Raw genomic sequence first — 18,999 nt, forward strand, 5'->3', positions numbered from 1 at the left:
ATGAACCAGGCGATCCTTCGCAACTATGAGGAAACGAACCGCAGCCTGCTCGAGCGCGACAACCGCCACGTCCTGCACGCCCTGCACAATCCCGTGTCCCACCTTCAGGGCAATGCCTGGATCAGGGGCGAGGGCACCGACATCTACGACGGCGACGGCCGGCGCTATATCGACGCCATGTCGGGCCTGTGGAACGTGACGCTCGGCCATGGCCGCAAGGAACTCGTCGAGGCGGCGAGCGCGCAGATGTCGACGCTCGCCTATTGCTCCGGCTATTCCGGCAACACCAATCCGCGCGCGACGGAACTCGGCGAGAAGCTGGCGGATATCGCCTATCCTGCGATCAACCGCTTCTTCTTCACCTCGGGCGGCGGCGAATCGACCGATACGACGATCAAGATCGCGCGGTCCTACTGGAAGGCGGCCGGCAAGCCGGACAAGGTCAAGATCGTCAGCATGACCGGCGGCTATCACGGCACGACGCTGGGGGCCATGTGCGCCACCGGCATGCCCGCCTACTGGCCGGCCTTCGAGCCGCGCATGCCCGGCTTCGTCCATGTGCCGCTGCACCATCGGCACAGGGCGGCGGGGCGGACGGAGGACGAGATTGCCGCGCTCGCGGCCGCCGACCTGGAGGCGGTCCTGCTCGAACAGGGACCGGAGACGGTCGCGCTGTTCCTCATCGAGCCCGTCATGGGCGGCGGCGCCTATGTCGCGCCCGACGGCTATTTCCGGCGGGTGCGGGAGATCTGCGACCGGCACGGCGTGCTGCTGGCCACCGACGAGGTCATCACCGGCTTCGGGCGCACCGGCCGGATGTTCGCCCTCGAACGCTGGGGCGTGCAGCCGGATATCGTGCAGTTCGCCAAGGGCATCACGAGCGGCTATGTCCCGCTCGGCGGCGTCGGCGTCTCGGACCGCATCGCCGAGGCCTTCGCCGACCAGGCGAACGCGCCGTGGATGCACTGCTATACCTATAGCGGGCATCCGGTGGCCTGCGCCGTGGCGCTGGCGACGATAGGCGTCCTGGAGAAGGAGAACCTCGTCGAGCGCGCCGCCCGTCTCGGCGAACGCCTCAAGGCCCGCCTGGAGGACGGCCTTTCGGGGAACCGGCATGTCGGCGACATTCGCGGCCTCGGCCTGATCCTCGGCATCGACCTCGTCCAGGACCGCGACGCGGGCACCGCCTTCCGTGCCGACGAGAATGTCGGGGCGCGGGTGCTGAAAGCCTGCCGCGAGGCCGGCCTCATCACGCGCGGCCGCGGCGACAGCCTCTATCTCGGCCCTCCCTTCACGATCGCGGACGCCGAACTCGACCGGCTGGCCGATATCGTGATCGAGGCCGTGGGGACGATCTGAGCCGCGCCGGCGATTTTAAAAAAACAAGAATCCAGACCACTCTTCAAAAACAGGGGAACGTCATGAAATACGCTTATGGGATTGGCTTGCTGCTCGCCACGGTCATCGGTTTCACCACCCCGGGTCGGGCGGATATCAAACTGGGCCTTGCAGGTCCGCTGACGGGACCGAATGCATCGCTCGGCGCGCAGCTCAAGCGCGGCGCCGAGCAGGCCGCCGCCGACATCAACGCGGCCGGCGGGATCCTCGGCCAGAAGATCGAGATCCTCGTCGGCGACGACGTCTCGGACCCGCGCCAGGGCGTGTCGGTCGCCAACCGCTTCGTCGCCGAGGGCGTGAACTGGGTCGTCGGCCACATCAATTCCGGCGTCTCCATCCCGGCATCCGAGGTCTACCTGGAAAACGGCATCCTGCAGATCACGCCGGGATCGACCTCGCCGACCTATACCGACCGGGACATGTGGAACACGTTCCGGACCTGCGGGCGCGACGACCAGCAGGGCTCCGTCGCCGGCAACTTCATCGCCGAACGCCTCGCCGGCAAGGCGGTGGCCATCGTCCACGACAAGACGGCCTACGGCCAGGGCGTGGCGCAGGAAACCCAGAAGGCCCTTTCGGCCAAGGGCGTCAGCGAAGTGGCCTTCGAGGGCATCAATCCGGGCGAGAAGGACTACAGCGCCCTGGTCTCCAAGCTGAAGGAGGCGAAGGCCGAGATCGTCTATTACGGCGGCATGTATCCGGAAGCCGGCCTCATCATCCGCCAGATGCGGGATCAGGGCTACGACGCGCTGATGGTCTCGGGGGACGGCATCGTCTCCAACGAGTTCGCCAGCATTGCCGGATCGGGCGCCGCCGGAACGCTGATGACCTTCACCGCCGACCCGCGCAAGATCCCGGAGAACAAGCCGATCGTCGACAGGTTCATGGCGGCCGGGTTCAATCCCGAATCCTACACGCTCTATGCCTATGCGGCCGTGCAGATCATGAAGCAGGCGGCAGAGGCGGCCGGCTCCATCGACAGCCGGAAGATGGCCGACGTGATGCATTCGGGCAAGGAATTCGACACGGTCGCCGGCAAGATCAGCTATGACGAGAAGGGCGACATGAAGGACCCGCGCTACGTCGTCTACGAATGGAAGCTCGACGCCAGCGGCAAGGTCGACTACGCCAACAACGAAGTCGAATAAGCAAGGATCCGCAACGATATGCGCCCCCGTTCACCCGGTGAACGGGGGCTTTTTGCACGGGGAGTTCGGCGTCGCCGCTCTCCCTTCTCCCCGCTGGGGAGAAGGGGAGATGGGCAGCGTCGAACTCCATGGGCGAAGAAGGCCCCGGGCGGGCTATGACCAGCGCGCGTGGGACGTCGCTGCGGCCGCTCGCAGGGGCTGTGCGCGGGTCTCGGCGGACCGGGCGGGTTTCGGAATGCCGGCGGGAGATGCCTTCTGGGGCGCGGGGCTTTCCGCCAGATCGCCGAGGAAGGTGTCGCACCAGGCGAAGACGTCGTTGGTGCGCAGCGTCTTCATCATGGCCTTCCAGCGTTCCCGGCGCTGCTCGACGGGCATGGCGAGGCTTCCGGCGATGGCGTCCGCGGTGCCCTCGACGTCGTAGGGATTGACGAGCACGGCCTCCTTCAGTTCCTGCGCGGCGCCGGCGAAGCGGGAGAGCAGCAGCACGCCGGGGTCCTCCTCGTTCTGCGCGGCGACGAATTCCTTGGCGACGAGGTTCATGCCGTCGCGCAGCGGCGTGACCAGCGCGAGCTTGGCCATGCGGTAGAGCCCGGCGAGGGCCGGGCGGCGCAGCGAGCGGTTGATATAGCGGATCGGCACCCAGTCGACCGTGCCGAGCGCGCCGTTCACCCGGCCGGCCTGCTCGGCGACGGCCCGCTGCATCGCCTCGTATTCCGGCACTTCCGAGCGCGATTTCGGCGTGATCTGCAGCAGCGTCACCTTGCGCTGGCTGTCGGTATGGCGGTTGAGGAAGGATTCGAACGCGTCGATGCGCTGGGTGATGCCCTTGGAATAGTCGAGCCGGTCGACGCCGATGATCAGCTGCTTGCCGTCGAGGCTTTGCAGCATGCGCCGGTGCAGCGTGGTCTCGGCCGCCCTTTTGGCCAGCGCGGCGAAATCGTCCGTCTCGATGCCGATCGGATAGGACCTTGCGGTGAAGGCCCGTTCGCCGACGACGAAGCGGGCGGGATCGAGCCGCTTGCCGAGGCCGCGCCGCGACAGGCAGTCGGCGAAGTTCTCGCGGTCGTGCTCGGTCTGGAAGCCGAGGACGTCATAGGCCGTCAGGCTCGTCAGGAGCGTTTCGTGCACGGGCATGGCGTGGAACACGTCCGGCGCGGGCCAGGGAATGTGCAGGAAGAAGCCGATGCGGTTGGTCACGCCCTGCCGGCGCAGTTCGGCGGCGAGCGGAATGAGATGGTAGTCGTGGATCCAGATCAGGTCGTCCTTTTCGATGAGCGGCAGGAGGCGGCTTGCGAAGAAGCGGTTCACGCGGAAATAGCCGGCCATTTCGTGCCGTTCGTATTCGGCCAGGTCCAGCCGGTAGTGGCAGATCGGCCAGAGCACCCGGTTTGCGAAACCCTGGTAATATTCCTCGACGTCGCGCTCGGTAAGATCGGTGAGCGCATAGTCGATGTTGCCCTCCTTCAGCATCTGCAACGGCCCGACGGCATCCTCCGCGCAGGACCGGCCCGACCAGCCGAGCCACAGGCCGCCGCGCGCCGCAAGCGCCGTCTGGAGGGCGACGGCAAGGCCGCCGGCGGGCGCGGTGCCGCTCTTGTCGGGAATGGGAACGCGGTTGGAGACGACGACGAGACGAGCCATGAATTCGGTACACCCTGCAGGCCGCGCCCTTCACCGCAATGAAGGCTGTGCGAGGGCGCGTTGAACCCGGAAAAGAGAAGTTTTGCGCCGGCGGACGGCGCCGGCGGACTTTTTCGCAACAGGATGTTAACGGCCGGGGAGCGGGAAGGTTCCCTCCGCCGCCGCCTTCTATTCGATCCGCGCCAGCGCCTTGGGAACGCGGTAGGCGGAGCCGTCGTAGCGCAGCCGGTGCGTCGCCGTCGCCGTCGTCGCGGTGTCCTCGCACGCGTCGTCCTTGCCGGCGGTGCTGACGGTCGTCGTGGTCTTCTCGCTCACCACGATGTCGGAAACGGCCGATCCGGGCGAGGGTTCCATCGACAGGGTGCGCTCGACGGCCTCGAACTCGCCGGCGCAGTTGGTGTCCCATTCTCCCCGGTTGCTCGCAACGACGATCTTGTCGAGCACGGGCCGGATCCGCCCGCCGTCGACGAGGAAGAGCCACAGCGTCGTTTCGCCGAAGGGATTGGGCCGCGAGCTGCCGTGGAGGGAAAGCCGCAGGCCGAAGGCCGTCCTGCCCGGGGCGAGGCGGTAGAGCGCCGTGTCGAGGGCGACATTCGAGATGTAGAGGGCGTCGTCGTTCATCAGCCCGGCAAGCCGCAGGCGCTGGCGGACCGCGAAATCCCCGCTGCCGACGACGAGGAGGTCTATATGGCCCGTATTGCCGTCGTCGGACTGCCCTGTCATCAGCGGCACGGCGACGAGGGTGAGGTCGGGGCGCGAGGGCCAGGTCCGGCAGATCATCGCATGCGGGTCGCCGTCCGCCGGCAGCCTGACGGTCGCCCCCTCGACGTCGAACGTCCCGTCCCCGCTCGCCCGCGCCGCCGGATAGGCGTTCCCGATGATCGCCGCGCCCCCGGCGGTGCAGGCGTCCGCCGCCGCCCGGGCTTCCGGCGCGCCGAAGGCGAGGGCGGTGGCGGCCAGTGCGGCGAGGGGAAAGGGCAGGTTCATGACATCATCCGCAAGCCAGAGGTGGTTCGGTTTTCGGGGGAGCATACAGGCGGCGCGGCGGCGGCACAATTTGCCCGCCCGCGTTCAAGGCTCCCGCGGCGCATGCAGCCGCTTCCTGCGCTTCACGCCCTTCAGGCGGAAGGCCACGAGATCCTCGAAGGCGCTCGCCGCGTCGTTCGCGTTCCAGAAATAACCCTGCGGTTCCAGGACGCGATGCAGCGTGTCGATGAAGATCGCCGCCTGTTCGAGCGCGGTCCAATGGCGACACTGCGCGAATCGGGCCGGGCGCTGCACCGGCCGGACAGATGGATAAAGGCCCCGGGCGCGCCAGGCAATCGCCGGCGGCCCGGATCGGCAGGACGAGGGCATTCGCGATCAGCCGAAGGTGTCTGCCTCGGCGCCCTTCGTCTCGGGCTTGACCGGGCTGCTCCCGGCCATGCTGCCGCCCGCCTCGCGCAGCAGGTCCCGGATCGCCTGCTCGGTCTCGGCATAGCTGCCCTCGCCGAAATGGCGGTAGCGGATCTGGCCCTCGGCGTCGATCAGGTAGTGGGCCGGCCAGTAGCTGTTGTCGAAGGCGCGCCAGATGCGGTAGTCGTTGTCGACGGCGACGGGATAGTCGATCCGGAAGTCGGCGACCGCCTTCCTGACATTGTCGATGTTCTTCTCGAAGGCGAATTCCGGCGCGTGCACGCCGATGACGACGAGACCCTTGTCCTTGTACTTCTCCGACCAGGCGCGGACATAGGGCGCGGTGCGGATGCAGTTGATGCAGGAATAGGTCCAGAAATCGACGAGCACGACCTTGCCGCGCAGCGACGCCATGTCGAGCGGCGGCGAGTTCAGCCAGGCGACGGCGCCGTCGAGCGCGGGCGCCGCGCCCTCGTGCGGCAGGGCGCTGCGGAAGGCCTCCGCCTCGTTCGCGGAGGCGACGGCGACCGGCGCGCGCTTCGGCTCTGCGTGCAGTCGGTCAAGAACGGCCTGTTCGAAGGCGCTGGTGCCGGCATAGGAGAGCCGTGCGAGAAAGCCGGTATCGAGGCCGAGCGCGATGGCGGCGACGCCGGCGAGGGCCGCGACGCCGAGCCCCTGGCGGATCCGCTCGCCGACGCCGAGGGAGCGCTTCAGCCCGGCAAGGAGCCGGCCGCCAAGCGCAAGGGCAAGGCCGAGCGAGGTGGCAGCCCCGGCGGCATAGGCCAGAAGCAGGCCGGTCGTCGCCAGATTGGCGCCCTTGAGGGCGGCGCCCGTCAGGACGAGGCCGAGGATGGGGCCGGCGCAGGGCGCCCACAGCAGGCCGGTGGCGACGCCGAGCATGAGGGCGCCGGCCGGATTGCCGCCGGTGCCGGACGCATTCGCCAGCCGGTTGCCGATATCGACGGCGGGGCGGGCGAGCAGAGTGGCCAAGCGCGGCGACAGGAGGCCGAGGCCGAAGACGGCGACGAGCGCGATGGCGGCGGCGCGGCCGTATTCGTTGACCTCGATCGCCCAGCCGCCGCCGACGGCGGCAAGGGTCGCGACCAGCGCGAAGGTCATCGCCATGCCGGCGAGCATGGGCAGCGTGCTCGTGGCGAAGGGCTGGCCGGCGCGGGCGAAGACGAAGGGAAGGATGGGCAGGATGCATGGGCTGAGGATGGTCAGCGCACCCCCGAGATAGGCAATGACAAGGAGGGTCATCGTCGGGTCCTCTGGATGTTTCGGGCGCTGGCTGTGATGGGCGGCCAGTGGCGGCATATCGCCAGCGGCGCGTATCCCGCATGTGTCCGCAAGGAGGCGGATTTGTACCTGAGTGTAGGGATCGTATCGCACTGTATCCGGCCGGCCCGCCGATACGGGCGCATACAGGAACGGGCCGTGCCGGACACAGGCGCGATACAGGAGCGGGCTTTGCTGGAAAAGCGGCGGCGGACGCCGCCCCGCCGTGCGCGTACCCCCTTCGCGGGAGCCCGCTGCCGGTCTACAACACGAAAAGGCCGCAGGGGCCGCCGGGAGGCATTCGGAAATCCGCCCATGGACCATGTCGATCATATCCTTGTCGTCGACGACGATCGCGAGATCCGCGAGCTCCTGTCGTCCTACCTGAAGAAGAACGGGCTGCGGGCGAGCGTCGCCGCCGACGGCCGGCAGATGCGCGCCTTCCTGGAGACGAACGCGGTGGACCTCATCGTGCTCGACGTGATGATGCCGGGCGACGACGGGCTGGTGCTCGCCCGCGAGCTGCGCGCGGGCCGGCACAAGGCGACGCCGATCCTGATGCTGACGGCGCGCAGCGACGAGATGGACCGCATCATCGGCCTCGAAATGGGCGCCGACGACTACCTGCCGAAACCCTTCGCGGCGCGCGAATTGCTCGCCCGCATCAAGGCGGTGCTTAGGCGCACGCGCATGCTGCCGCCCAACCTGCAGATCAGCGAGGCCGGCCAGCTCCTCGCCTTCGGCGACTGGCGGCTGGATACGGTCGGCCGCCACCTGCTCGACCGGGACGGCACGGAGATCGCGCTCAGCGGGGCGGAGTACCGCCTGCTGCGCGTCTTCATCGACCATCCCCAGCGCGTGCTCAACCGCGACCAGCTGCTGAACCTCACGCAGGGGCGCGATGCGGACCTGTTCGACCGCTCCATCGACCTTCTCGTCAGCCGGCTGCGCCAGCGCCTCGGCGACGATGCCCGCGAGCCGGTCTATATCAAGACGGTGCGCAGCGAGGGCTATGTCTTCTCCGTGCCGGTCGGCATCGTGGAGCCGCGCGCGTGAGGGCGGGCGTCCTGCGCCTGCTCCCCGGCACGCTGCGCGCCCGGGTCTTCCTCATCCTCTTCGTCGGGCTGGCGGCCGCCTACGGCCTGTCCTTCACCCTGCTCTCGCTCGAACGCTACATGTCGGCCAAGGCGGTGATGCTCGGCACGCTGGAAAGCGACGTGGCGACCTCGATCGCCGTGCTCGACCTCATGCCGGCGGACGAGCGCGCCGGCCTCGTCGATCGCCTCGGCCGGGGCAATTACAGCTTCGTGCTCGGCGAGGGCCTGCCGGGCGAGCCCGACGCCTCGGCGCGCGGCGCCGAGATCGCCGCGCGCATCGAGGAGGCGGTGGGCCACCGCTTCCCGCTGCGCCTCGAAAGGATCCCCGGCGAGGCGCTGCGCCTGCAGGCCCATCTGTCGCTCAGCGACGGCAGCCCCCTAACGATCGACATCTTTCCGCGCGGCGTCATGCCCGTGGCGAACTGGCTGCCCTCCGTCTTCGTCGTGCAGATGGTGCTGCTGATGCTCTGCGCCTGGTATGCGGTGCGCCAGGCGGTGCGGCCGCTGGAGCGTCTGGCCGCGGCCGCTGATGCGCTCGATCCCAATCGGCCCGGCCCGCCGCTGGGCGCGGAAGGGCCGAGCGAGGTCGCCCATGCGGCGAGCGCCTTCAATGCCATGCGCGAGCGCATCGCCCATTACCTGGAGGAGCGGGTGCAGATCCTCGCCGCCATCTCGCACGACCTTCAGACGCCGATCACCCGCATGCGGCTGCGCGCCGACATGGCTGACGACACGCCCGAGCGCGACAAGCTCCTGAGCGACCTTGCCGAGATCGAGCGGCTGGTGCAGGACGGCATCGCCTATGCCCGCAGCGCCCACGGCAACGGTGAGAAACCCTCGCGCATCGACCTCTCCTCCTTCATCGACAGCATCGCCTATGACTACCAGGACATGGGCAAGGCGGTGACGGTGGCCGGCGCGGTTTCCGGCACGGTCGCCACGAAGCCCCATGCGCTGCGCCGCATCCTCACCAATTTCATCGACAACGCCCTGAAATTCGCCGGCAGCGCCGAGATAGGCGTCGAGCGGCGGGCGGACGGCGGCACGCGCATCACCGTTCTCGACCGCGGGCCGGGCATTCCCGAGGAGAAGATCGAGGCGGCCATGCAGCCCTTCTTCCGGCTGGAGCAGTCGCGCAACCGCGAGACGGGCGGGGCGGGCCTCGGCCTTGCCATCGCCCAGCAGCTCGCCGCCGTCCTCGGCGGGTCGGTGCGGCTTTCCAACCGGCCGGGCGGCGGGCTCGCCGCCGAGATCCTGCTGCCCTGAGGGGCCGCCCGGAGCCGTGAGGGCCGCCGCTACGCTTTGATACATTTTCGCCCGTTTCGGAAACATGCCCGATACGCCGGCCGGGCAAAACGCTCCCGTCAACAGCGTCGCAGACCGCGACCGAACGAAGGAGCATCCCATGACCAAGATCGAGAAGGTTCTCTATACCGGCAGGACCCGCACCACCGGCGGGCGCGACGGGGCTGCGCGCAGCGACGACGCGGCGCTCGACATCCGCCTGTCGCCGCCCGGCAGCGGTAAGCCCGGCAGCAATCCCGAGCAGCTCTTCGCCGCCGGCTGGTCGGCCTGCTTCATCGGCGCCCTCGGCCTTGCCGCCGGCAAGCGCAAGATCCGCCTGCCGGCCGAGACCGCCGTCGACGCCGAGGTCGATCTCGGCATGGCCGGCGAGGGCTATTTCCTGGCCGCCCGCCTCACCGTCGGCCTGCCCGGCATCGAGCCGGACCTGGCATGCGCGCTCATCGAGGAGGCGCACCGGACCTGCCCCTATTCCAAGGCGACGCGCGGCAATATCGACGTCGTGCTGCGGCTCGCCTAGAGTCTGTCAGGGAAAAGTGGGAACCGATTTTCCCGAAGAGACAAACGAAAACAAAGAAACCTAGAGGCGCATCTCGAAAATACGTCCCGAACAATGCCCAGGAGGCCGCAATGAAACGCCTGTCTGTCTTTCTCGTCGTCGCCGCCGTGCTGGCGGCGCCCTGCGTCACCGATGTCCTGTCGAGGGAGCCCTCGCCGCTGGCCGGGCTGGTGGCGCTCGCGACCCTGCCGGGCTGAGGGCGGGGGGAAGCCTCGTCTTTCCTGTTGACGCTCCCGCCCCATCCTGTTGAAACAGGGCCCTGCGCGCCGGCCGGAAGGCGGGCGATGGGGCGATCAGGCAAGGAGATTTGACGATGACGATGGAACCGCGGTCGATCGCCCAGATTTCCGTTCTCCTGCAATCGGGCGCGCTCGATCCCGTCGCGCTCGCCGAGGAGACGCTGGCCGCCATCCGGTCCCACCCGGACACCACGATCTTCCTGTCGCTGCTCGACGAGCGGGCGAAGGCGGAGGCGGAGGCCGCGCGGCGGCGCTTGCGCGAAGGGCGCTCGCGCGGCGTGCTGGACGGCGTGCCGATCGCCTGGAAGGACCTCTTCGACATGAAGGGCCTTGCGACCACCGCCGGCTCGCGCGTGCTGCAGGATGCGGTGCCCGCAGGCCGCGATGCCGCCGTCGTGCAGGCGCTCGCCGAGGCCGGCATGGTCAGCGTCGGGCGGGTCAACATGAGCGAGTTCGCCTTTTCCGGCCTCGGCATCAACCCGCATTACGGCACGCCACGCAATCCCGCCTCGCCCGCCGGGGAGGACCGCATTCCGGGCGGCTCCTCGTCGGGTTCGGCCGTCGCGGTCGCCGCGGGGCTGGTGCCCGTCGCCATGGGCACGGATACGGGCGGCTCGGTCCGCATCCCCGCCGCCTTCAACGGCATCGTCGGCTACAAGGCGACGCGCGGGCGTTACGCCATGGACGGCGTGTTCCCGCTGGCCAGAAGCCTCGATTCCCTCGGCCCGCTCTGCCGCACCGTGCAGGATGCGGCCTGGATCGACGCCGCCATGCGCGGGCGGGCGCCGGCCGCGATGCTGCCGCGCCTTCTCCCCGCCGACCTCTCCCTCGTCATCCCCGAAACCGTGTTCCTCGACGGCGCCGAGCCGGAAGTCCTCGCCGCCTTCGAGGACGCCGTCGAGGCTCTGGCAAGGGCGGGCGCCCGCATCCGCCGGCAGGCCTTCCCGGAATTTTCGGCGATCTTCGACCTGATGGCCCGCCACGGCGCGCTGGTGACGGCCGAGGCCTTCGTCCTCCACCGCGCGCGCATCACCGGCCCGGCGGCCGCCGGGATCGATCCGCGCGTCGTCAAGCGCACGCTTCTCGGCGAGAAGATCACGCTGTCCGACTATCTGGAGACGCTGGACGCCCGCGAGCGCCTGACGGCCACCTTCGAGGCGCGCCTCGGCCCGGACGATCTTCTCATCAGCCCGACGCTGCCGCATGTCGCCCCGGCGATCCGGCCGCTGATCGACGACGAGGACCTGTTCTTCCAGACGAACGGCAAGACGCTGCGCAACACGCTCGTCGGCAATTTCCTCGACTGGTGCGGCGTCTCGCTGCCCTGCGGCACGGGCGCGGACGGCATGCCCGTCGGCCTCCTGCTGTCGGGCCCGAGAAACAGCGACGAGCGGGTCCTTGCCGCCGCCGCCGCGGTGGACGGGTGGCTTCGCTAGAGCATTTCCAGCCGAAGCGAGATCGCTTCGGCGTCGGATAATGCGGTAAAAACAAGAATCTAGAGTTTGTCCGGTTCGGAATGAACCAGACGGACTCTAGGGCGCCTTCAGCGTGCGGGCGGCGATCATCCGCGCGATCGGGATGGCCGAGGTGGCGGCGGGGGAGGGCGCGTTGCAGACATGCAGCATGCGATCCGTCTCCATGAACAGGAAATCGTGGATGAGGGTGCCGTCCCGCTTCACCGCCTGCGCGCGGATGCCCGCCTCGTGCGGCAGCAGGTCCTCAAGGGCAAGGCCCGGGCAGTATTTCCGGCATTCCGCGAGATATCCCGGCTTCCACAGCGAATTGCGCAATTCGGCCACGGCCGACTTCCGGTTGGCGTAGAGGGTTTTCCAGAAGCCGGGGAACAGCGCGTAGTCGGCCATGTCGGCAAGGTCGACGGACAGGCGCGGATAGCCCTCGCGGGCAAAGCCGATCACGGCATTCGGCCCGACCGTCACCCCGCCGTCGATCATCCGTGTCAGGTGGACGCCGAGGAAGGGCAAGGCGGGATCGGGGATCGGGTAGATCAGGTGGCGGACGATGTCGTTCTTTTCGGTCGGCAGGCGGTAATATTCGCCGCGGAAGGGCACGATGCGGTGCTCGATCGACAGGCCGGCAAGGCGCGCCAGCCGGTCCGACTGGAGGCCGGCGCAGGCGACCAGCTTGCGCGCCTGCCGGCTTTCGCCGGCCGTATCGACGGTCACCGCGCCCGCGTCCTCGCGCATGGCGGTGACGCGGGTCGAAAGGCATATCTTGCCGCCCAGCGCCACGATGCGGCGCCCCATGGCCCGGCAGACCTCGGCATAGTCGACGATGCCGGTCGAGGGGACGAGGAGCGCGCCGAGGCCGCGGACGTTCGGCTCGCGCTCCTTCAATTCGTCCGCGCCGAGGCGATGGACCTCGATCGTGTTCTGTTTCGAGCGTTCGAAAAGCGCGTCCATGCGCTGCATTTCGAGGGCGGAGGTGGCGACGAGAAGCTTGCCGCAGGTCTCGAAGGGAATGCCGTTTTCCGCGCAGAAGGTCTTGGTGGCGACGGCGCCCTCGCGGCACAGTTCCGCCTTCAGGCTGCCGGGCGGATAGTAGATGCCGGCATGGATGACGCCGCTGTTGTGGCCGGTCTGGTGCCGGCCGAGCGCGGCCTCCTTTTCCAGGAGGACGAGGCTGCTGCCGGGGCGCTCCTCCAGGAGCCGCATGGCCGTTGCCAGTCCGACGATGCCGCCGCCGATGATGCAGTAGTCGTGGATCATGCGTCTTCTCCCCCTCGGCGGACTATGCGCCAGCCACTTGCCCTTCGCCAGAGCTGGCCGTTGCAACGAAGCACGCGGGAGGGGATAAGAAAATGCGATCGCCTTCCTATATGGGAGAATGTGCATCCGGCAGCCGGATGCGTTCGGGCAAAGACAAGGATAGATTCATGACCGAGAAATCCCCAGCCGACAATTTCCCCGCCGGCTACGAACCCGCGAAAGTATGGACCTGGGAGAAGGGCAACGGCGGCGCCTTCGCCAATATCAACCGCCCCACCGCCGGCCCGACGCATGAGAAGGAACGGCCGGTCGGCAAGCATCCCCTGCAGCTCTATTCGCTCGCCACGCCCAACGGCGTGAAGGTCACGATCATGCTGGAGGAACTTCTGGCCGCCGGCCATGCGGGCGCCGAATACGACGCCTGGCCCATCCGCATCGGCGATGGCGACCAGTTCGGTTCGGGCTTCGTCGAGGTCAACCCGAATTCCAAGATCCCGGCGCTGATGGACCATGCGCCGGTGGGCGGCGGCGCGCCGGTGCGCGTCTTCGAATCCGCCTCCATCCTGCTCTACCTTGCCGAGAAGTTCGGCGGCGCCTTCCTGCCGGACACGCTGCGCGCCCGCACGGAAACCTTCAACTGGCTGTTCTGGCAGATGGGCTCGGCGCCCTTCCTCGGCGGCGGCTTCGGCCATTTCTACGCCTATGCGCCGATCCGCATCCAGTATGCCATCGACCGCTATGCCATGGAGGTGAAGCGCCAGCTCGACGTCCTCGACCGGCACCTGGCCGACAACCGGTTCATGGCCGGCGAGGACTATACCATCGCCGACATGGCGATCTGGCCGTGGTACGGCAATCTCGCGCTCGGCCAGGCCTATGGCGATGCCGGCACCTTCCTCGACGTCGAGAGCTATGGCCATGTCCAGCGCTGGACCGCCGAGATCGCCGCACGGCCGGCGGTGAAGCGCGGCCGCATGGTCAACCGCCTGAACGGCGACCCCGCCGAGCAGCTGCACGAACGCCACGACGCCTCCGACTTCGACACGAAGACGCAGGACAAGCTGGAGGCGAACGGGGGGCTGTAGCCCCCCTCTGCCTGCCGGCATCTCCGTCGCCGTTCTCCCCTTCTCCCCGCTGGGGAGAAGGGAAAGGAGGCAGGGGTTTCCTTCCCGTGGAGGAGGCTGGAGGCTTGCACGTCCCTCAGACTTTCGCGCCGAGGGTGCCCCGCCATCACCCGACGAGGCGGTCTCCCGCGATCGCGCCGATCTCCTCGTGGACGATGGCGGTGGCCTTCAGGAGCGGCTGGGGCCTGCCGAGCAGGTAGCCCTGCGCTTCCGTGCAGCCGGCCTTGCCGATGGCTTCGAGCTGGGCCGGGGTCTCGATGCCCTCGGCGGTGGTCGTCATGCCGAGTTCGCCCGCCAGCGCCGCGATGGCCGAGACGATGGCGGCGCTGTCGGGGCGCACCGTGATGTCGTTGACGAAGGACCGGTCGATCTTCACCGCGTCCAGCGGGGCGAGCCGCAGATGGCTGAGGCTCGAATAGCCCGTGCCGAAATCGTCGAGCACGATGCGCACGCCGAGGGCCTTCAGGCCCTTCAGCGCGGCAAGGGTGCGGTTGTCGTCGTCGAACAGCGCCGTCTCGGTGATCTCCAGTTCGAGCCGTGCGGGGTCGAGGCCGGTCTCGGCGAGCACGTCCTCGACGATCGCGACCATGTCGCCGAAGGCCAGCTGCACCGGCGACAGGTTGACGGCGATGCGCGGCAAGCCCGGCAGCTGCGCGGCATCCCGGCAGGCCCGGCGCAGGGCCCAGGCGCCGATCTCGACGATCAGCCGCGTCTCCTCCGCCAGCGGGATGAAATCCCCCGGCGGGACGGGCCCGCGCTCCGGGTGGTGCCAGCGCAGGAGCGCTTCGAAGCCGGACAGCGTGCGCGAGGCGAGGTGGTAGATCGGCTGGTAGGCGAGTTCGAACTGCTCCTCGGCGATCGCCCGGCGCAGGTCCGCCTCCAGCGCGATGCGGCTATGCAGCTGCGCGTCCATCTCCTGCGTGAAGAAGCAGAAGACGCCGCGCCCGCGCGACTTGGACTGGTAGAGCGCCACGTCGGCCTGCTTCAGCAGCGTGTCGGCATCGCCCGCGCCGTCGGAAATGGCGATGCCGATGCTGGTCGATATGGAAATCGCCCGGCCCTCGATGGAGAAGGGCTGGCTGAGGACGTCGACGATGCGCGCGCTCAGCACTTCGGCGGCATGCGGCTGGTCGTGGCCCATGCACAGGATCGCGAATTCGTCACCGCCGAGGCGCGCGACGCTGTCGGTCTGGCGCACGCATGCCGCCAGGCGCCCGGCGACATCCCGCAGCAACCGGTCGCCGACCGGGTGGCCGAGCGTGTCGTTTATGTCCTTGAAGCGGTCGAGATCGAGGAACAGCAGGGCGACCTGCCCGCCCTCGGCGCCGACCCGTTGCAGGACGTCGGCGATCTGCGTGCGGAAGGCGAGGCGGTTCTTGAGGCCGGTCAAGTCGTCGTGATGGGCGAGGAAGCGGATGCGGCTCTCCTGCCGGGTCAGGGCCGCGTTCTGCCGCCGGGCCTCCTTCGCCGCGGCATTGGCGCGGGCATTGGCGGCGGCCAGTTCCGCATGGGCGGTTTTCAGTGCGGTGATGTCGGTGCGGATGCCGACCCGCCCGCCGTCGGCCGTCCGCCGCTCGCTGACCAGCACCCAGACGCCGTTCGGCAGCATGCGTTCGATCGTCCCGCTGTCCTGCCGGCGCCAGACGAGCAGGTCCTCGATGAAGGCGTCGATATCGCCGGAAAGCTGCGGATACTGGCCCCTCTCGGCGCCGTGGCGCACGATATCCTCGAAGCGCGCGCCGGCATGGATGAAGGGCGCGCTGAGGGCATAGAGGTCGTGGTAGCGCTGGTTGCAGGTCACCAGCCGGTCGTTCTCGTCCCACATGACGAAGCCGTCGGACATGGCCGCGATCGCGTTGTCGAGCACGGCGGCGGCGCGGTCGCGTTCCGCGCCGGCCTTCTCGCGCTGGCGGATGGCGACGAGGATCGCCGCGGCGAAGGCCAGCACGAAGAGCGCGACGATCCCGGCGCCGAGGACGATGCGGTCGCGGGCGCTGCGCCAGTCGGCGAGCAGGATCGCGTTGTGCGCCGTGAGCACGACCCTGAGGTCGCCGTACAGCGATTGCCTTGCGACCGTCAACATCCCGTCGTCCGGGCCGGTGCCGGTGGTCGGGAAGGCGACGCCGTTGGCCGGCGCCTGCCGGCCGGCCTCGCGCGGCTTGCCGATGAGGAGTTCGTCATGCGGCTGCGAGGCCAGCACCTTGCCGTCGGGCCGCTCCAGGAAGATCCGCGTGCCGTGGCTGAGATTGGTCTGCGACAGCAGCTTCATGAGGGTGGGCAGGGGAACCTCGGCGACCGGGACGATGCCGATCCAGCCGGGGATCGGCCGTGCGACGTAGAGCGACCAGTCGCCCGTGGCGGCATTGCGGATCGGGCCGATCAGGGTCGTCGGGTTGCGGCCGACCAGGGCGACGTCGGCCGGCAGCGGATGGCGCACCGCCCTTGCCTGGCCCGAGGCGACGACGCTGCCGTCGGGCGCGATCAGCATGAGGTTGCGGAAGGCCATGGTCTGGAAGCTGATGCCGCCCAAGAGCTGGCCGGCCGGTCCCGCCTGGCCGGGGGCGAACTTCGCCGCCTTGAACAGCGCCGGAAGGCTCGCCAGCGCGCCGTCGACCTGCAGCAACTGGCGCTCCAGCGCGTTCTCCACCGCCTTGGCGGACCCTTCGAGCGATTGCCTTGCCGCCTGCCAGGCGGCCCGTTCCGTCTTCTCGACGACATGGACGGTGCCGAGCGCGATGATCGACAGGATGGCCGCCGTACCGGCGCCGATCACGAGCTTGAGACGTTTCATCACCGGAAGCCAGCCCCGGCCGTTCGGGTTCGTCATGGGGTTTGGGGCTCTGCCGTAAAGAGGGGTTTGAGATAGGTGTTCCAGGTCAGTTCGCAGTCCCGGCCGCAGCGCTTGAACCAGCGCGGCAGCACGACGTCGAGCAGCAGGCGCCGGCGCCGCGCCTCGTCTTCCGGCGAGGTCGGCACGACGGTCATGGGCGTCTGGGCCTCGCCGGAGCAATCCGGCGCGCCGGCATTGCAGGCCAGCCCCCGCTGCGTATCCGCCTCGGCCTGCGCCCAGATGCGCTGCTCGAGCTGCGCCACGCCCTGGCGGATCGTGTCGCGGGCATCGGCGGGCAGGGTTTCCCAATAGGGGCGGTTGGCGCCGAAGATCGACACGCCCCAGCTGAGCGCCATGGCATGGACATGGGAGGTGACGCCCGGCAGGCCGATCTCGTAGCCGCTCAGCGTGCCGGTGATCGCGCAATCGACCACGTCGTCGCGAAGGTTCGGCACGATATCGGCGAAGGGTATGGTCACCGGCACGGCGCCCAGCGCCGCCACCAGTTCCGACTGGGCGACGGACGAGGTCCTGATCCGCCGGCCGGAAAGGTCGTCGAGCCTGGTGAACGGCGTGTTGCAGAACAGCACCTGCGCGGGATAGGCGTAGACGCCGAGGAGGTGGATATCGTAGCGCTGGTCCAGCACCGCCTCCAGATGGGGCCGGTAGGCGCCGACCGTCCGGCGCAGCGTCGCCACGTCCGGGTTCAGCGTCGGCAGGTCGATCGCGCTCAGCTCGGGCTCGTCCCCGGCGGTGGCGCTGAGGAGGACGGTGCCGAAGGAGACGACGCCGAGCTTCAGGAGCTGGAGCATTTCCTGGGCGCGCAGTCCGCCCGCATCCAGCGGCCGGATCGTCGCGCTGATCCGCCCTTGCGAAAGGGGGCCGATCTCCGACTGCCAGAACGGCTGCTCGATCCGGGTGAACTGCGTAATGCCGGCAAGGCCGCCGATGATCTGCAACCGGACCGGGTCCCCGGGCGGCTGTTCGGCGAGGGCGAGGCTCGAAAGGGCGAACATGGCGGCAAGGAGGAGGCATGCCGGCCCTTTGCCGGGAAGGCGGTGTGCCACAGCGTTTGCGCACGTTCGTCCGCTCATTCGTCGTTTCCCCCCCGGGATCGTTCGCCCAAGCCGGAAATCTTCCACCATAGAAGTTAACGGACTCTATGCCGCCCGGCGAAAGAGGGTGGTCCAGGTTGCATCGGCGGCCTCGACCGCCCGCATCACGCGTCGGCGCCGTTCGCGGCGGCGAGCCGAACCAGCGACCGGCCAGCCGGCGTTCCCGCCCCTGTCGGGTTCAATATCCGGTCATGGCGCCGGCGCCTTCAGCGGCCCGAGGGCGCTCAGGTGCCTTCGCATCGCCTCGGCGGCCTCGCCGTTCCGGCCCTTCAGCAACAGTTCGAGGATGCGCACATGCTCGGCGCAGCGCCGGCGGGCCTGCTCGCGGTCGAGCCGCTGCTGGTACTCGATCAGCCGGCGCAGCCGGTCGACGCGCTTGAGGCTTTCGATGAAGAAGGCGTTGCGGCTGCATTCGGCGATAGCCTCGTGCATCTCGCTGTTGGCCTCGAACAGGCGCACGGCCGAGATGTCGAGGATTTCCCCCGCCACGAAGCGGCGCTGCTGTTCGAGATGCCGCTCCAGCACGGGCCGGTTGAGCGTGAAGCCCGGCTCCAGCAGCGCGGCCGGTTCGATCGCCTGGCGAAAGCTGTAGCTCTGCCGGTAGGTCTCCATCGAGGTCAGAACCGGCAGGAAGCGCCACCCGTGCCCCGGCAGCCGCTCCGTCCAGCCTTCCCCTTCCATGCGCCGGAGCAGGGCCTGCAGGCGCGGGCGGGTGATGGCGTAGCGGCGCAGGAGCTCGTTCTCGCTCGCCCGGTCGGGGATCTCGCCGGCCAGCCGGTCACGCGCGATGGCGAGGTAGACCTCCTCGCTGCCGTCGGAGGGCGGCGCGCTGGCGGCAAGCGCCCTGGCGGCGGAGGGATCCGCCACCTTGAAGCCGCCGCGCTCGGCCGCCGCCAGCACGCCGGCGCGCTGCAACTCGCGCAGCGCCGTGCGGATCGGCGAGCGCGAGACGAGGAAGCGCTCCGCAAGGCTGCGCTCGGTCAACGGCTCGCCGGGCGCCAGCCCCTCGGCATGCACGAGCCGGGCGATCTCGTGGGCAAGGGGGCTGGCGATCTCGGTCATGGGCGCTCCTGGAGGACCCGGCCCTTGTCGCATGTTCGGCGGGTTTCGCCAAGCGCCGGCTCTTTGTGCTTGCATAGTACCAGAT

General features: G+C 69.0%; 15 protein-coding genes and 1 pseudogene. 8 read left to right on the top strand and 8 right to left on the bottom strand.

Annotation, left to right across the window (positions count from 1 at the left end; translation table 11 throughout):
• Positions 1–1,359 (top strand): aspartate aminotransferase family protein, encoded by a 1,359-nt coding sequence (locus AB3G45_RS29430; protein WP_367834073.1) that lies wholly within the window; start codon positions 1–3, stop codon positions 1,357–1,359.
• 62 nt (positions 1,360–1,421) lie between these two features.
• Positions 1,422–2,546: a branched-chain amino acid ABC transporter substrate-binding protein gene (locus tag AB3G45_RS29435; RefSeq protein ID WP_367834074.1), complete on the top strand. Its 1,125-nt coding sequence runs from the start codon at positions 1,422–1,424 to the stop codon at positions 2,544–2,546.
• A gap of 153 nt (positions 2,547–2,699) precedes the next feature.
• Here the strand turns inward: AB3G45_RS29435 and otsA are convergent, their stop codons facing one another.
• The 4 genes and pseudogenes from otsA to AB3G45_RS29455 all read right to left on the bottom strand — a co-directional run.
• The gene (gene otsA, locus AB3G45_RS29440) at positions 2,700–4,187 is read right to left on the bottom strand and encodes an alpha,alpha-trehalose-phosphate synthase (UDP-forming) (protein ID WP_367834075.1); all 1,488 of its coding nucleotides are present in this window, start codon (positions 4,185–4,187) and stop codon (positions 2,700–2,702) included.
• A gap of 168 nt (positions 4,188–4,355) precedes the next feature.
• A complete protein-coding gene (locus AB3G45_RS29445) occupies positions 4,356–5,174 on the bottom strand; it encodes a hypothetical protein (protein WP_367834076.1) in 819 nt (272 codons plus the stop codon).
• 84 nt (positions 5,175–5,258) lie between these two features.
• Positions 5,259–5,468 carry a hypothetical protein gene (locus AB3G45_RS29450; RefSeq protein WP_367834077.1) on the bottom strand — a complete coding sequence of 70 codons (210 nt, stop codon included), beginning with the start codon at positions 5,466–5,468 and terminating at the stop codon, positions 5,259–5,261.
• Between the two features lie 96 nt (positions 5,469–5,564).
• Positions 5,565–6,842, bottom strand: a pseudogene (locus AB3G45_RS29455) (cytochrome c biogenesis protein DipZ); the annotation flags it as partial.
• Positions 6,843–7,175: 333 nt separating this feature from the next.
• Between AB3G45_RS29455 and AB3G45_RS29460 the strand changes: the two are divergent.
• From AB3G45_RS29460 to AB3G45_RS29480, 5 genes are all read left to right on the top strand, one after another.
• On the top strand, positions 7,176–7,916 hold the full coding sequence (locus tag AB3G45_RS29460; protein WP_367834078.1) for a response regulator: 741 nt from the start codon (positions 7,176–7,178) through the stop codon (positions 7,914–7,916).
• Positions 7,913–9,223 (top strand): sensor histidine kinase, encoded by a 1,311-nt coding sequence (locus tag AB3G45_RS29465; protein WP_367834079.1) that lies wholly within the window; start codon positions 7,913–7,915, stop codon positions 9,221–9,223. Before AB3G45_RS29460 ends, AB3G45_RS29465 begins: the two co-directional genes overlap by 4 nt.
• A 139-nt stretch (positions 9,224–9,362) precedes the next feature.
• Positions 9,363–9,779 carry an organic hydroperoxide resistance protein gene (locus tag AB3G45_RS29470; RefSeq protein WP_367834080.1) on the top strand — a complete coding sequence of 139 codons (417 nt, stop codon included), beginning with the start codon at positions 9,363–9,365 and terminating at the stop codon, positions 9,777–9,779.
• Positions 9,780–9,889: 110 nt separating this feature from the next.
• Positions 9,890–10,015, top strand: coding sequence for a hypothetical protein (locus AB3G45_RS29475; RefSeq protein WP_367834081.1), 126 nt, complete (start codon positions 9,890–9,892; stop codon positions 10,013–10,015).
• A gap of 116 nt (positions 10,016–10,131) precedes the next feature.
• Positions 10,132–11,493 (top strand): amidase, encoded by a 1,362-nt coding sequence (locus tag AB3G45_RS29480; RefSeq protein ID WP_367834082.1) that lies wholly within the window; start codon positions 10,132–10,134, stop codon positions 11,491–11,493.
• Positions 11,494–11,589: 96 nt separating this feature from the next.
• On the opposite strand, the gene lhgO is transcribed toward AB3G45_RS29480, so the two are convergent.
• Positions 11,590–12,780, bottom strand: coding sequence for an L-2-hydroxyglutarate oxidase (lhgO, locus tag AB3G45_RS29485; protein WP_367834102.1), 1,191 nt, complete (start codon positions 12,778–12,780; stop codon positions 11,590–11,592).
• Between the two features lie 170 nt (positions 12,781–12,950).
• Here lhgO and yghU point away from each other — a divergent pair, with 170 nt between their 5' ends.
• Positions 12,951–13,868 carry a glutathione-dependent disulfide-bond oxidoreductase gene (gene yghU, locus AB3G45_RS29490; protein WP_367834083.1) on the top strand — a complete coding sequence of 306 codons (918 nt, stop codon included), beginning with the start codon at positions 12,951–12,953 and terminating at the stop codon, positions 13,866–13,868.
• A gap of 145 nt (positions 13,869–14,013) precedes the next feature.
• Here yghU and AB3G45_RS29495 read toward each other — a convergent pair whose 3' ends face one another.
• From AB3G45_RS29495 to AB3G45_RS29505, 3 genes are all read right to left on the bottom strand, one after another.
• Complete coding sequence (locus AB3G45_RS29495) at positions 14,014–16,734, bottom strand: EAL domain-containing protein (RefSeq protein ID WP_367834084.1); 2,721 nt, start codon at positions 16,732–16,734, stop codon at positions 14,014–14,016.
• Positions 16,731–17,831: a TRAP transporter substrate-binding protein gene (locus tag AB3G45_RS29500; RefSeq protein ID WP_367834085.1), complete on the bottom strand. Its 1,101-nt coding sequence runs from the start codon at positions 17,829–17,831 to the stop codon at positions 16,731–16,733. Before AB3G45_RS29500 ends, AB3G45_RS29495 begins: the two co-directional genes overlap by 4 nt.
• A 210-nt stretch (positions 17,832–18,041) precedes the next feature.
• Positions 18,042–18,914 carry a GntR family transcriptional regulator gene (locus AB3G45_RS29505; protein ID WP_367834086.1) on the bottom strand — a complete coding sequence of 291 codons (873 nt, stop codon included), beginning with the start codon at positions 18,912–18,914 and terminating at the stop codon, positions 18,042–18,044.
• Positions 18,915–18,999 lie beyond the last annotated feature (85 nt).

It is taken from the genome of Shinella sp. S4-D37, from assembly GCF_040812195.1.
Lineage (GTDB): Bacteria > Pseudomonadota > Alphaproteobacteria > Rhizobiales > Rhizobiaceae > Shinella.

What these genes read in the sequence shown, in the direction of transcription:
- AB3G45_RS29505 (WP_367834086.1), bottom strand. Translation starts at nt 18,914, where the DNA reads ATGACCGAGATCGCCAGCCCCCTTGCCCACGAGATCGCCCGGCTCGTG.
- AB3G45_RS29475 (WP_367834081.1), top strand. Translation starts at nt 9,890, where the DNA reads ATGAAACGCCTGTCTGTCTTTCTCGTCGTCGCCGCCGTGCTGGCGGCG.
- otsA (WP_367834075.1), bottom strand. Translation starts at nt 4,187, where the DNA reads ATGGCTCGTCTCGTCGTCGTCTCCAACCGCGTTCCCATTCCCGACAAG.
- AB3G45_RS29445 (WP_367834076.1), bottom strand. Translation starts at nt 5,174, where the DNA reads ATGAACCTGCCCTTTCCCCTCGCCGCACTGGCCGCCACCGCCCTCGCC.
- AB3G45_RS29435 (WP_367834074.1), top strand. Translation starts at nt 1,422, where the DNA reads ATGAAATACGCTTATGGGATTGGCTTGCTGCTCGCCACGGTCATCGGT.
- AB3G45_RS29500 (WP_367834085.1), bottom strand. Translation starts at nt 17,831, where the DNA reads ATGAGCGGACGAACGTGCGCAAACGCTGTGGCACACCGCCTTCCCGGC.
- AB3G45_RS29480 (WP_367834082.1), top strand. Translation starts at nt 10,132, where the DNA reads ATGACGATGGAACCGCGGTCGATCGCCCAGATTTCCGTTCTCCTGCAA.
- AB3G45_RS29460 (WP_367834078.1), top strand. Translation starts at nt 7,176, where the DNA reads ATGGACCATGTCGATCATATCCTTGTCGTCGACGACGATCGCGAGATC.
- AB3G45_RS29470 (WP_367834080.1), top strand. Translation starts at nt 9,363, where the DNA reads ATGACCAAGATCGAGAAGGTTCTCTATACCGGCAGGACCCGCACCACC.
- AB3G45_RS29495 (WP_367834084.1), bottom strand. Translation starts at nt 16,734, where the DNA reads ATGACGAACCCGAACGGCCGGGGCTGGCTTCCGGTGATGAAACGTCTC.
- AB3G45_RS29430 (WP_367834073.1), top strand. Translation starts at nt 1, where the DNA reads ATGAACCAGGCGATCCTTCGCAACTATGAGGAAACGAACCGCAGCCTG.
- yghU (WP_367834083.1), top strand. Translation starts at nt 12,951, where the DNA reads ATGACCGAGAAATCCCCAGCCGACAATTTCCCCGCCGGCTACGAACCC.